Source organism: Candidatus Reidiella endopervernicosa, assembly GCF_013343005.1.
Lineage (GTDB): Bacteria > Pseudomonadota > Gammaproteobacteria.
The window spans coordinates 1,518,634-1,532,402 of sequence record NZ_CP054491.1; the positions used below are offsets into that span (position 1 = coordinate 1,518,634).

The 13,769-nt window shown below is 55.0% G+C and carries 12 protein-coding genes; all 12 read left to right on the top strand.

Annotated elements, in window-relative coordinates; translation table 11 throughout:
* Positions 1 to 5: 5 nt before the first annotated feature.
* The 12 genes from asd (at position 6) to purF (ending at position 13,755) form a co-directional block, all read left to right on the top strand.
* Entirely contained in the window at positions 6 to 1,118 is a 1,113-nt protein-coding gene (gene asd / locus HUE57_RS08545; protein ID WP_172840204.1) for an aspartate-semialdehyde dehydrogenase, read from the top strand.
* A gap of 12 nt (positions 1,119 to 1,130) precedes the next feature.
* Complete coding sequence (locus tag HUE57_RS08550) at positions 1,131 to 2,165, top strand: aspartate-semialdehyde dehydrogenase (RefSeq protein ID WP_078483231.1); 1,035 nt, start codon at positions 1,131 to 1,133, stop codon at positions 2,163 to 2,165.
* Positions 2,166 to 2,274: 109 nt separating this feature from the next.
* Positions 2,275 to 5,016, top strand: coding sequence for a motility hub landmark protein FimV (locus HUE57_RS08555; RefSeq protein WP_078483232.1), 2,742 nt, complete (start codon positions 2,275 to 2,277; stop codon positions 5,014 to 5,016).
* A 122-nt stretch (positions 5,017 to 5,138) separates the two neighbouring features.
* Positions 5,139 to 5,918: a tRNA pseudouridine(38-40) synthase TruA gene (gene truA / locus HUE57_RS08560; protein ID WP_078483233.1), complete on the top strand. Its 780-nt coding sequence runs from the start codon at positions 5,139 to 5,141 to the stop codon at positions 5,916 to 5,918.
* A 50-nt stretch (positions 5,919 to 5,968) separates the two neighbouring features.
* On the top strand, positions 5,969 to 6,598 hold the full coding sequence (locus HUE57_RS08565; RefSeq protein WP_078483234.1) for a phosphoribosylanthranilate isomerase: 630 nt from the start codon (positions 5,969 to 5,971) through the stop codon (positions 6,596 to 6,598).
* Positions 6,599 to 6,610: 12 nt separating this feature from the next.
* Positions 6,611 to 7,810: a tryptophan synthase subunit beta gene (trpB, locus tag HUE57_RS08570; RefSeq protein WP_078483235.1), complete on the top strand. Its 1,200-nt coding sequence runs from the start codon at positions 6,611 to 6,613 to the stop codon at positions 7,808 to 7,810.
* A gap of 46 nt (positions 7,811 to 7,856) precedes the next feature.
* On the top strand, positions 7,857 to 8,669 hold the full coding sequence (trpA, locus tag HUE57_RS08575; protein WP_078483236.1) for a tryptophan synthase subunit alpha: 813 nt from the start codon (positions 7,857 to 7,859) through the stop codon (positions 8,667 to 8,669).
* 65 nt (positions 8,670 to 8,734) lie between these two features.
* Positions 8,735 to 9,592, top strand: a complete 858-nt coding sequence (accD, locus tag HUE57_RS08580) for an acetyl-CoA carboxylase, carboxyltransferase subunit beta (protein WP_078483237.1) — start codon at positions 8,735 to 8,737, stop codon at positions 9,590 to 9,592.
* A gap of 111 nt (positions 9,593 to 9,703) precedes the next feature.
* A complete protein-coding gene (folC, locus tag HUE57_RS08585; RefSeq protein WP_078483238.1) occupies positions 9,704 to 10,960 on the top strand; it encodes a bifunctional tetrahydrofolate synthase/dihydrofolate synthase in 1,257 nt (418 codons plus the stop codon).
* Between the two features lie 38 nt (positions 10,961 to 10,998).
* Entirely contained in the window at positions 10,999 to 11,571 is a 573-nt protein-coding gene (locus HUE57_RS08590; RefSeq protein ID WP_172840207.1) for an SPOR domain-containing protein, read from the top strand.
* 121 nt (positions 11,572 to 11,692) lie between these two features.
* Positions 11,693 to 12,181 (top strand): CvpA family protein, encoded by a 489-nt coding sequence (locus HUE57_RS08595; RefSeq protein WP_078483240.1) that lies wholly within the window; start codon positions 11,693 to 11,695, stop codon positions 12,179 to 12,181.
* Positions 12,182 to 12,240: 59 nt separating this feature from the next.
* Positions 12,241 to 13,755 (top strand): amidophosphoribosyltransferase, encoded by a 1,515-nt coding sequence (gene purF / locus HUE57_RS08600; protein ID WP_078483241.1) that lies wholly within the window; start codon positions 12,241 to 12,243, stop codon positions 13,753 to 13,755.
* Positions 13,756 to 13,769 lie beyond the last annotated feature (14 nt).

Sequence of the window (13,769 nt, forward strand, 5' to 3'; positions counted from 1 at the left end):
AGACGATGATGAGAGTAGGTCTGGTTGGTTGGCGCGGTATGGTCGGTTCGGTGTTGATGCAGCGTATGCGTGAAGAGTCCGATTTCGAACAGTTTGAGCCGGTATTCTTTACCACCTCACAGGCGGGGCAGGCGGGACCGGATGTTGGTAAGGATGTGCCGGTGCTGAAGGATGCCAAGAATGTCGATGAGCTGAAGGCGATGGATGTGATCCTCACCTGTCAGGGCGGCGACTACACCAAGGAGGTCTATCCCGAACTGATCAAGTCTGGGTGGGACGGCTACTGGATCGATGCCGCTTCGACGCTGCGCATGGTTGACGATTCGATCATCGTACTCGACCCGGTCAACAAGGGTGTGATCGAAAATGGGCTGGTCAACGGCATCAAGACCTTTGTTGGTGGTAACTGCACCGTCTCACTAATGATGATGTCGATCGGCGGCCTGTTTGAGAAGGATATGGTTGAGTGGATCACGCCAATGACCTACCAGGCGGCTTCGGGTGCCGGTGCGCAGAATATGCGTGAACTGATTAAGCAGATGGGTGCGATCAATAATGAGGTAGTCGATCTCAACAACGATCCTGCCAGTGCCATTCTCGATATCGACAGAAAGCTCTCTGACTTTCTACGCTCTGAAACATATCCAAAGGATAAGTGGGGCGTGCCGCTGGCCGGCTCTCTGATTCCGTGGCTTGATGTTCAGCTCCCATCCGGTCAGTCGAAGGAGGAGTGGAAGGCGCAGGTTGAGACCAACAAGATTCTCGGTCGTTCTGATAAACAGATTCCGATTGATGGTATCTGCGTGCGCATCGGTGCGATGCGCTGTCATAGTCAGGCGCTAACTATCAAAATGAAGCAGGATGTACCGCTTGATGAGATCCACGACATTGTCGCCAGCCACAATGAGTGGGTGAAGGTGGTGCCAAACGATCGCGACGTCTCGATGACCGATCTAACCCCGGCTGCGGTGACCGGTACCCTGACCATCCCGGTTGGACGGATGCGCAAACTGACCATGGGTGATGATTATCTCTCCGCCTTTACCGTCGGTGATCAGCTGTTGTGGGGTGCGGCCGAGCCGCTACGCCGCATGCTACGCATTCTTCTCGAAGCATAGGTCGGATTGATCATGACAGAAGGCGTCTCGGTTGCACTTTTAGGTGCGACAACTCAGGCTGGTGAGTCGGTGCGTGAGCTGCTCGAGGAACGCGAGTTCCCGCTGGCAGCACTCTACTTTGTAGAACATGAAGAGCGTGCCGGTGGGAAGCTCTCGTTTGGTGGAAAGAACCTTGCGGTGCAGGATGCCGAAAAGTTCGACTTCTCCACGGTGCAAATCGCTATTGTGGTGGGTGATCGTACGCTTGCTGAACAGTATGCCGAGGTTGCAGCGACCGAAGAGGTGGTCGTTGTCGACTGCACCGGTCACTCTTGCGGTGCGCTGGATGTTCCGCTGGTGATTCCAGAGCTCAATCCCGAGGCGCTGGCCAACTATCGTCGACGCAATATTGTTGCGGCACCGAATAGCGTTTCGGTGGCGATGCTGTTGGCACTGAAGCCGATTCACGATTCGGTTGGTATCAAATGCGTCACTGTGACGGCTTGTCAGGCGGTATCGGAGCTGGGGCAGCCTGGGATGGAGGAGCTGGCGACTCAGGCAACCAGCATGTTCAATCTCAAACCGATTGAATCAAATGTCTTCGCCAAACAGATCGCTTTTAATATATTGCCAGCAGTTGAGGTCGTAGATGAGAACGGCTACGCAGAAAGTGAACGGGCTTTGGTTCAGGCTGCGCAGCAGATCCTTGGTGATGAGACGATTGATGTCAGCCCGACGCTGATCTGGGGGCCGGTCTTCTTCGGTCACTCGATGAGTATCGATCTTGAGCTGAGTGGTCAGCTAGATGCAAATGCTGCGCAAAAACTACTCGATGTTGCACCTGGCGTGAGTGTCATGAATGGCGCTGAGCCAGCGCAGATGCCTACCGCAGTGACAGAAGCGGCTGGGAGTGATCTGGTCTATGTTGGTCGTATTCGCCAGCCAATCAGTGGTGGTGAACGTCTCAGTCTGTGGTTGGTAACCGATAATGTGCGTCGAGGCGTTGCACTCAATGGTGTTCAAATCGCGGAAATTTTGGTAAAAGAGCATTTAGAGTCAGGCAACTAGCGACAGTTGTTCAGATAGTTTCACTGTTTAGAAAGTGGGATTTTTTCAGTGAACGGCTATTCTGAGCTATCAATACAAATAACAAGTCTTGCGTAATTAGGGGAAATGGATGTTGCGAAAACTGGTCACGGTCATGATTGTCATGGCATTAACGTCGATCCAGGGTGTTTACGCTCTAGGACTTGGAGAGATCGATCTTCGCTCGGCTCTCAATCAGAAGCTTGATGCAACCATCAAGCTTCACTCCAGTCGCATGGACGAACTCAAAGGTGCAGAGGTGCGACTCGCCTCCCAAGCCGCATTTGATCGTGCCGGTATCGAACGTCTTCCCATCCTGCTGAAACTCAAGTTCGCGGTTGCAGGTGTAGATCGCGGCGAGCCGGTTGTTGCGGTTTCGAGCGACGGTACCATTGATGAACCGTTCCTCAATTTCCTGGTTGAGGTGAATTGGGCCAACGGTCGTCTGCTGCGTGAATACACATTGCTACTCGATCCGCCCTCGCTGATGCCAGAGCCTGCGCCGGTGATCGATACACCTAAGATTGAGCAGGTTGCGATTGAAGAGGAGATCGTCGCTACGCCGATTGAGGCACCTGTGAAGGCTGCGCCAGCACCTGCCCCAGTGAGAAAGGCTGCGCCGAAAGCCCCTTCCAGAATTACAGAGCATGGACCGACCAAAAAGGGTGAGACGCTGTGGGAGATCGCCAGCAAGGTTCGTCCCGATAACTCCATCTCGGTCAACCAGATGATGCAGGCGCTACTGCGACATAATCCGGAAGCGTTTTTCAACAACAACATCAATAACCTTAAGACCGGCTATGTGCTGCGTGTGCCCGATCGCCAGACAATCCTCGCATTTGATAACGCGGCTGCCCGGGCGGCAACACGTGAGCAGACACGTAAGTGGCGTGAAGATAAATCGGTAACGACAGCATCGCCTGAGGCGATCGAAGCAGATGCGGTGCCTGCAGAAGCTGCTGACGGTGATAGCGGTGGTCGACTGAAGATCGTTGCGCCGGCTCCAAAGGAGTCTGTGAGTGAGGCGGCGACAGGTGCTGATGGTGTTGAGAGTGCTTCATCGAACGATGCCGAGTTGCAGCGTGAACTTAATCTACTGGCCGAAACTACCGAGGCACAACGCCAGCAGAACGAAGAGCTGCAGGAGCGTATGTCTGAGCTGGAAAAGCAGCTCGAGACAGCCAAACGTCTGTTGGAGCTAAAGGATGATGAGCTGGCTGCGATGCAGGGGCGTGCAGCTGAGGAGCCCGTCGAAGCGGTGGTAGCGGTTGAGGTTGAATCAACAGTGGCTATAGAGCCGGCTGAGACAACGGTTGCCGAAAAAGCCCCTGCAGTTACACCTGTGGCAGAGGCTCCCAAGCCTGTAGAGCCTGTAGCAGTTGCTGAGCCGGAGATTGAGGTCGGATCAGAAGAGGAGCTGGAGCTGGTCGACGAGATCCTCGAGCAAATTTCTGATTACACCGATGACACCATTGAATTTGTAGAAGATGCGATGGAGGATCCTACAGTGCTGGCGGGTGCGGGTGGCGCAATCGCTATCATCGCTCTGATCATCTGGCTTCTGGCACGTCGTCGTCGTATGGGAATGACCGAGTTCCAGGAGAGTATTTTGGCCGCATCACCAAAACCGTCTGGTTTTGGTGAAACTAGCGAAGCGGCTGCTGAGGAGCAGCTGGATACGCCGTCGCTAGAGCAGACCAATCTGAGTGAGTTCGGTTCTGTTAGTGGTATGGGTGATATTCAGAGCGAAGTTAGCGAGGTTGATCCGATTGCAGAGGCTGATGTTTATATCGCCTACGGTCGTTACCAGCAGGCTGAGGATATGCTCAGCGAGGCTGTTTCCAATGAACCAGATCGCAACGATCTTAAACTGAAGTTGCTTGAGGTCTATCACGCGACCAAGAATCAACGCGCCTTCGAAGAGAATGCTGAATCGCTCTACGCCTCTCTGGGCGGACAGAGCGATCCTATGTGGGATCGCGTTGTTGCGATGAGCAATGAGCTGGGCATTGATAATCCTATCTTTGGTGGTTCTGGCATCAGTACCGATGAGCTCTCTGCTGAGCTGGATACTATTTCAGGTGGCGCTGATATGACGGCCGCTGATGATGCGGCAGTGGTGAGTTCTGAGATTAGTGATGCTGATATCAGCTCAACCCTGGGCGCTGATGAGGAGTTCTCACTCGATATTGATCTCGATAGTGGTGAATTTGGTTCTGAAACTGTTGAGAGTGCCGATAGCGCCACGGCTGAGATCGATCTGGGTGAGTTTAATCTCGATGAGACAGTTGAGAGTGATGTAACCCCGGAGGTTGTTGAAGAGAGTGATTTGAATTTCTCACTGGATGAGAGCGCGACTTCCGATCCAGTGGTTCCAAGTGTAGATCCGGTGGCATCTGCTGATGAGGAGCCTGTATTCGATTTGGGTGATGTCGGTGAGCTGCAGCTTGATCTACCTGAAGAGGCAACTGCTGATGCAGCTGATGAGGCAGTATCCGATTCAATGGGTGAGTTTGATCTGAGTAGCTTTGATCTGCCTGAGGAGGGCGGGGCTGATGAGATACCACTTAATGCCGGTGAATCCACAGATATCTCGTTAGATGAAGTGCCCGAGTTTGATCTGGGTGAGTTGGAAACAGAGACAGCCGAGAGCGCGGACGAAGATAATCACTTGATGGGAAGTCTTGATGAAGTTGGCACCAAGCTCGATCTGGCCAAGGCCTACATCGATATGGGAGACCCTGATGGTGCGCGCAGTATTCTCAATGAGGTGCTCGAAGAGGGTGATGATACCCAGAAGGGTGAGGCAGAGGGGCTACTCTCACAGCTTTAGTCTTATAGATCGTCATACCGGTGATGAACACCGAGGACCGCCCAATCGGGCGGTCCTTTTGCTTTGGCCTATTGGAAACTGATTAGTACCCTTGATGTTTGGTGAGAAGAAGTAGACGTCGAATGAAGATTGCGCTGGGGATTGAATATAACGGTAGTAGCTTCCATGGCTGGCAGCGCCAGCGCAGTGTTCCGAGTGTTCAGGAGTCGATCGAAGCGGCGTTGACAAAGGTTGCCAACCACCCGATCGTGGTGGTCTGTGCGGGCCGTACCGATGCTGAAGTTCATGCAACCGGTCAGGTGATCCATTTCGAGAGTGACGCCGAGCGGCGCGAGCGGGCCTGGATGTTGGGCAGTAACGCTAATCTGCCTGATGGCGTCAGCGTGACCTGGGCACAGCGGGTTAGTGATGATTTTCACGCGCGCTTTTCGGCCACTGGCCGACGTTACCGTTACGTTATTCTCAATCGCGATAGTCGCCCTGGGGTGATGAGTGGCCGGGTGAGCTGGATTTATGCCCCGCTAGATGCCAATCGTATGCACCGGGCGGCTCAGGCGCTGCTGGGAGAGTGCGATTTCACCTCGTTTCGCGCACAGGGCTGCCAGTCGAACACGCCATGGCGCAGACTCGATGAGATCAAGGTGACACGCAGCGGTGACTTTGTTGTGATCGAGGTGGAAGCGAACGCCTTTCTGCACCATATGGTGAGAAACATTGCCGGTGTGTTGATAGCCATAGGTTCGGGTGATCAGTCCGTTGAGTGGGCTGCAGAGGTTTTGGCGCTGCGTGATCGCACCCAGGCGGGAGTGACTGCACCACCCCATGGTCTCTATCTGGTGAAGGTTCGCTACCCTGAGCAGTTCGCCATTCCCGATAGTGGCAGCGGGCCGCTGCTGCTCTGAAGCAGGGGCTGAATTCTGGTAGAGTTAGCTCCTTTGTCACGATCGATCTGATGAGTAGAACACGCGCAAAAATCTGTGGGATTACCCGTGAGCAGGATGGGCTGACTGCGGTGCAGTATGGTGCCGATGCAATTGGTCTGGTCTTCTATGCTCCCAGTCCACGAGCGGTGGGTATCGAGCAGGCACAGCGTATTACCGCTGCATTACCGCCATTTGTCACGGTGGTAGCGCTGTTTGTGAACCCCGACTCCGATGAGGTTCGTGAGGTGCTGCAGCAGGTACCGGTCACACTGCTGCAGTTTCACGGTGATGAGAGTCCTGAGTTCTGTGCCTCATTTGGACGCCCCTATATCAAGGCGATCAGGATGGGTGAGGGTGTCGATCTGCATCACGAGGCGGAGCAGTTCGCCTCTGCGCAGGGATTGCTGCTCGATAGCTTCAGTGCCAAGGCACGAGGTGGCACTGGTGAGGTCTTCGACTGGGGGCGTATTCCGCAAGATGTCGCACTGCCGCTGTTGCTGGCAGGTGGTCTGCACCCGGCCAATGTGGCCGATGCGATCAGAGAGTCACACCCCTATGCGGTTGATGTGAGTAGTGGGGTTGAGATTGAGAAGGGGATCAAGGGTGAAACGATGATCTCCGATTTTATGCGGGCCGTTGCTCGTGCTGATTCCGAATAGAGGTTGAAGAAAATGTCGTACCAAAATATGCCCGATGAGCATGGGCATTTCGGTCCTTACGGTGGTGTGTTTGCTGCCGAGACGTTGATGGAGGCGATCGATGAGCTGCGTGAGGCCTACGAGAAGTACAAGGACGATGACGAGTTCAAGGCGGAGCTGGCCCATGAGCTGAAGCACTTTGTCGGCCGTCCCTCACCGGTCTACCACGCGCAACGCTGGAGCGAGCAGCTCGGTGGTGCGCAGATCTGGCTCAAGCGTGAGGATCTCAACCACACTGGCGCGCACAAGGTGAACAATACCGTCGGTCAGGCACTACTGGCCAAGCGTATGGGCAAAAAGCGGATTATCGCCGAGACTGGTGCTGGGCAGCACGGCGTGGCGACGGCGACTGTCTGCGCTCGTTACGGTATGGAGTGCATCGTCTACATGGGTGCGGCAGATATCGAACGGCAGAAGATCAACGTCTACCGCATGCGAGTGCTTGGTGCCAAGGTGGTGCCAGTTACCTCCGGTTCAGCCACCTTGAAGGATGCACTTAACGAGGCGATGCGCGACTGGGTGACCAATGTTGATGACACCTTCTACATTATCGGTACCGTGGCAGGACCGCACCCCTACCCAGCCATGGTGCGTGACTTCCAGACCGTCATCGGCGAGGAGTCTAAAGTGCAGTTGCAGGATGAGGTGGGTAAGCTGCCCGATGCGCTGGTTGCCTGTGTTGGTGGTGGTTCAAATGCAATCGGATTGTTCTACCCTTTCCTCGAAGATGAGAGCGTGAAGATCTACGGTGTTGAGGGCGGTGGACTCGGTATCGAGTCGGGAAAACATGCTGCTCCACTGTGTGACGGCAAACCGGGAGTACTACACGGTAACCGCACCTACCTGATGGAGGATGAGGCGGGGCAGATCATCGAAACCCACTCGATCTCGGCGGGTCTCGACTACCCCGGTGTGGGACCAGAACACGCCTGGCTCAAAGATTGTGGGCGCGCCAACTACGTGGCTGCGACCGATGATGAGGCGCTGGCCGCCTTCCATGCGCTGACCCGCATTGAGGGCATCATCCCGGCGCTCGAATCGAGCCATGCACTCGCCTATGCCGCCAAGCTGGCACCAACGATGGCAAAGGACCAGATTATCCTGGTTAATCTCTCCGGACGTGGTGATAAAGATATCCACACCGTAGCAGCACTGGAGGGGATTGAGGTATGAAATACACGACGTATGAATTTAGCGAGAGCCATGGAGGGCGGGAGCTATGAGCAGAATCAAACAGAAATTTTCAGACCTCAAGGTAAAGAATCGCAAAGCGCTAATACCGTTTATCACCGCAGGCGATCCCGAGCCGGGATTGACGGTGCAGATGATGCATGCGTTGGTCGAGGGTGGTGCCGACCTGATCGAATTGGGTGTTCCCTTCTCCGATCCGATGGCTGATGGTCCGGTGATTCAGCTCTCCTATGAACGGGCCCTGGAACACCATGTATCACTCGCGCAGGTATTGGAGATGGTGAGTGAGTTTCGCAGCAAGGATAGTGAGACCCCGGTGGTACTGATGGGCTATCTCAATCCGGTCGAGCTGATGGGCTATGAGCAGTTTGCCGAGCGAGCAACCGCTGCCGGAGTTGATGGTGCGTTGATTGTTGATCTATCACCGGAGGAGAGTGACAGTGTGGTCACTACCTTCCGTGACCGGGGACTCGATTCGATCTACTTGATTGCACCGACCAGCAGTGCGGAACGGATCAAAAAGATTACCGATTGCTCAAGTGGCTTTGTCTACTACGTCTCGCTCAAGGGTGTGACCGGAGCCGGTCACCTCGATACCGATGCGGTGGCCAATAAGGTCGCAGAGATACGCGGGATTACAGATCTTCCCGTGGGCGTCGGTTTTGGTATAAAGGATGCTGATTCGGCACGACGTGTTGCGGGTAGCGGTGACGCGGTGGTAGTGGGTAGCGCAGTGATACGACGTGTTGAGGAGCTGAGCGCAGACCCTGCTGCACTGTTGGCCGAATTGAGTCGATTTGCTACAGAGCTTCGTGGTGCGTTGGACGAGGCCGCCGCATAGCGGCATTATGTGGTCAGATAGTTGCTGGCCCTGGTTTAACTGAGAATAAGATCGAGACCGAGATTATGAGCTGGTTCGAAAAATTGATGCCTTCGCGCATTCGCACCGAAGGTGGTAATAAACGCACGGTTCCTGAGGGGCTGTGGATCAAATGTACGGCATGCAGTTCGGTGCTGTATCGCGCTGAGCTGGAGCGCAACCTCGATGTCTGCCCCAAGTGTGATCACCATATGCGCATCGGCGCACGCCGCCGCCTGGAGGCGTTTCTCGATGCCGAGCTGCGTGAAGAGATTGGTGCTGAGATAGAACCGGTCGATGTGCTCAAGTTTAAGGACAGCAAAAAATATCGCGATCGCCTCGCCCAGGCACAGAAAAACACCAATGAGAAAGATGCGTTAATCGTGATGCAGGGGCAGGTGAATGGTCTGCCGTTGGTTGCCGCAGCGTTTGAGTTCTCTTTCATGGGTGGTTCGATGGGGTCGGTAGTTGGTGAGCGTTTTGTGCGTGCAGCCAACGCCTCGCTCGAGCACGGTATTCCGCTGGTCTGTTTCTCGGCCAGTGGTGGTGCACGCATGCAGGAGGCGTTGATCTCGCTGATGCAGATGTCGAAGACCAGTGCTGCACTGGCGCGGCTTTCAAGCAATGGGATTCCCTTTATCTCCATCCTGACTGATCCGACCATGGGCGGTGTCTCTGCCAGTTTGGCGATGTTGGGCGATGTGAACATCGCTGAGCCGAAGGCGCTGATCGGTTTTGCCGGTCCGCGAGTCATTGAGCAGACAGTGCGTGAGACGCTGCCAGAAGGATTCCAGCGCAGCGAGTTCCTGGTTGAGCATGGTGCGGTCGATATGATTGTCGATCGACGCGATATGCGCGACCAGGTCTCTGGCCTGCTTAGTATTTTGACCAAGCAGCCAGCCTGAAAATAAGGAGGCGGGTAGCAGGTTGCGGGAAACGAGTGGTGGATATGAACCGTTTGGTTGTCTGCCTTAATCCTGTTATCCGTCATCTGACACCTCTCATCTAGTCTTCCCATGCGTTTCTCTACGCTTTCTGAATGGCTCTCCTGGCAGGAGGGGTTGCATCCGAGTGAAATCGAGCTGGGTCTGCAGCGAGTCTCCGAAGTCTGGTCGCGGCTGCGGCCTGAAGGGCACCGTTCCACGGTCGTTACAGTCGGCGGTACCAACGGCAAAGGCTCTACCGTGACGCTGCTTGAGTCGATGTTGCGTCGCGCCGGTTACCGCGTTGGAAGCTATACCTCGCCGCACCTGTTTCGCTACAACGAGCGTATCCGTATCGATGGGAAAGATGTTGGTGACGAGGCGCTCTGTCGTTCATTTGAGCGTATCGATCGGGCGCGCTGCACAACCTCACTGACCTATTTCGAATTTGGCACCCTTGCGGCACTTGATCTTTTTGCCGAGGCGCAGCTCGATATCGTACTGCTTGAGGTGGGATTGGGGGGGCGGCTCGATGCGGTCAATATTATTGATGCCGATGTTGCGGTGGTGACCTCCGTCGATATCGATCACATCGCCTGGCTCGGCAATGATCGCGAACAGATCGGCTTTGAGAAGGCAGGCATATTTCGTTTTGGGAGAGCTGCTGTCTGCGGAGATTCCAATCCTCCACAGCGACTGCTTGAGCATGCTGAACAGATCGGCGCGGTGCTCTATCGTTTCGGTTCTGAGTTTGGTTATGAGTGTGAAGATGGTGGCTGGCGTTGGTGGTCTGATGGTCAGAAGCTCGCTGACTTGCCGATTCCATCGCTCAGCGGGGAGTGCCAGCTCAACAATGCTGCAGTGGCGCTACAGGTACTACGGTTGTTAAACCCCCGTTTTATGGTTGAGCGTCAGGCGATTGCACAAGGGCTCGAAGAGGCGTCACTGCCGGGTCGTTTTCAGCGTATTCCTGGTGCGGTGGAGAAACTGTTCGATGTGGCGCATAACCCCCATGCCGCTCGCCAGTTGGCGGCTAATCTTCGTGCAAGCCGAGGTGGTGGGCGAACCCTGGCTGTGGTGGCGATGCTCGACGATAAAGATGTGGGGGGTGTCATCTCGGCGCTACAGGATGAGGTGGATCACTGGTATCTCGCTGGGCTTGATGTTGCGCGTGGGCTTGATCGCGATGCTCTCGCTCAACAGGCCAATCTGTCCGCCCAGCCGTTCGACTCATTTAATTCACTCACCGGGGCGATGCAGGCTGCTGAGGGAGAGAGCAAAGAGGGTGATCGAATTGTTGTCTTTGGCTCATTTTTTACCGTGGCGGAACTGTTGCCACAAGTCATATAATGCACGGGTGGGTGTGACCTTAATGGATGGTGGAAGCAGTGGATGATTGGCTTAAGCAGCGCCTTGTCGGCGCAGTGGTTCTGGTGGCGCTTGGCGTGATCTTTATTCCGATGTTGATCGAACCGCCGGAGCCTGAGCCAGAGGTGGCAGGGCGTCTCTACGACCCTGTTACACCCGAGGTCGATTTTCTAGAATCACCTGAGATCACCGAGGTGACCATCCCGTTGCCTGAAGAGCCGCCCACGGTGGTCGATACGGGGCTGGCACCGATCGAGCCGAGGCCGACCGAGGTTGTTGCAGAGCCTGCACCGGTAAAGGTCGAAACAGCGAATAAGCCAGCACCGGTAGAGGCCAAAGCCTCACAGGGTGATAGCCTGACCGCCTGGGTTGTTCAGGTGGGTAGCTTCAAACAGCAGCAGAATGCACTGGCGCTACGCGATAAGATTCGCAAACGCGGTTTTACCGCCTTTGTTGAGCGCATCAAATCGGCCTCAGGGGCGACCTACCGGGTGCGAGTGGGTCCCGAAATGTCATACACCAGGATCAAGCAGCGGCGAGATGCATTGAAGAGCAAGCTGAGCCTGAAGGGTGTGATTATGAAGCACCGCTAGCGGTGCTTCAGTGTTCAGTTCCCCTACCGGCTCTGTTAGAATCCGCCCATGAAACGCACCCCGCTCTCCCTGCTGCGAAATACCGACCGCACCTGCGCTTGGTACCTCTGAGAACCCTGTCATGATCTGGATCGATTACGTCATCCTGACGATTGTTGCTATCTCCATGGTGATCAGTGTTTCACGGGGTTTTGTGCGCGAGGCGCTCTCGCTGGTGATCTGGATCGCGGCCTTCTGGATCGCGCTGACCTTCTCCAATGATCTCGCACTGAGACTGGAGGGGATGATCGATACCCCCTCAGCGCGTATGATCGCCGCCTTCGCAATCCTTTTTCTAGCCACACTGATTGTCGGTGGCTTGACCAACTTCCTGATTGGCCAGCTGGTGAAAAAAACTGGCCTGGGGGGTACGGATCGTGCCGTTGGGATGCTATTTGGTATTGCGCGAGGCGTTCTGATTGTGGCCATTATTGTGGTCTTTGCGGGACTAACCCCGCTGCCGCAGGATCCCTGGTGGGGTGAGTCGACATTTCTGGTTCACTTCCAGCGTATGGCGATATGGATGATCAGCTTCCTGCCTGCGGAGTATGCAGGTAACTTCTCCTATTAGTTGATACGTGGCGGGGATGCCACTTTTCACTTCTGTGATATGTACGAGGAATTGAACTCATGTGCGGGATAGTCGGCGTTGTAGCTACATCACCCGTTAATCAGGCGCTCTATGATGGGCTCACTGTATTGCAGCATCGTGGTCAGGATGCCGCCGGTATTATGACCAGTGATAACGGTCAGCTCTTTCTGCGCAAAGATAATGGTCTGGTGAAGGATGTCTTCCGTACTCGCCATATGTTGCAGCTCAAGGGCAATATGGGTATCGGTCATGTCCGTTATCCGACTGCCGGTTGCTCATCTTCTGCCGAGTCGCAGCCCTTTTATGTCAACTCCCCCTACGGCATCTCGCTGGCACACAACGGTAACCTGACTAACGCGGATACCCTCAAGGAGGATCTGTTCCGTGAGGATCTGCGCCATATCAATACCAGCTCTGACTCTGAGGTGCTGCTAAACGTCTTTGCCCATGAGCTGCATCGTCAGAACAAGCTGCGCATTGATGAAAACGATGTGTTCGAGGCGGTGCGCGGTGTACATCGTCGCTGCAAGGGTGCCTATGCGGCGCTGGCGATGGTAACCGGTTACGGCATAGTTGCCTTCCGTGATCCCAACGGTATTCGCCCGCTGGTAATCGGTAAACGCGAGGGTGAGATGGGGGTGACCGAGTATATGTTCGCCTCCGAGAGCGTGGCGCTCGATGTGATCGGCTTTGAGCTGATGCGTGATGTTGAGCCGGGTGAGGCGGTTTACGTCAGTGTCGATGGCAAGCTGCATAGCCAGCAGTGCGCCGACAATCCAGTTCACAGCCCCTGTATTTTCGAGTTTGTCTATTTCGCACGCCCCGATACCATCATCGATGGCATCTCTGTCTACAAGGCGCGATTGCGCATGGGGGAGACGCTGGCGCAAAAGATCAAGCGTGACTTCCCCGATCACGATATCGATGTGGTGATTCCGATTCCTGATACCAGCCGCACCTCGGCGGTCCAGCTCTCTGCAGAACTGGGTACTCTTTATCGTGAGGGATTCATTAAGAACCGCTACATCGGCCGCACCTTTATCATGCCGGGTCAGACACAGCGCAAAAAGTCGGTGCGCCAAAAGCTCAATGCGATCGATCTCGAGTTCCGCGGTAAAAATGTACTACTGGTTGATGACTCTATTGTGCGCGGTACTACCTCACTGCAGATTATTCAGATGGCCCGCGATGCTGGTGCCAACAAGGTCTACTTCGCCTCAGCAGCGCCGCCGGTGCGTTATCCCAATGTCTATGGTATCGATATGCCAACCTCCAGTGAGCTGATCGGTTTTGGCCGTAACGATCAGGAGATCGCAGCGGAGATCGGTGCGGATCGGCTCTTCTACCAGGATCTCGATGACCTGATTGAATCGGTTCTCTACCGCAAGAACAAGACGGTGCAGCGCTTCGATACCTCGGTATTCAACGGTGAGTATGTGACCGGTGATGTGACCCCTGACTACCTCAATCAACTCGAGGCGAGCCGCAGTGATGGGGCCAAGGCGGAGCGGGATCAGCAGCAGATTCCGATCGATTTACATAACAACAGCTGACGCCATGCAGTTGA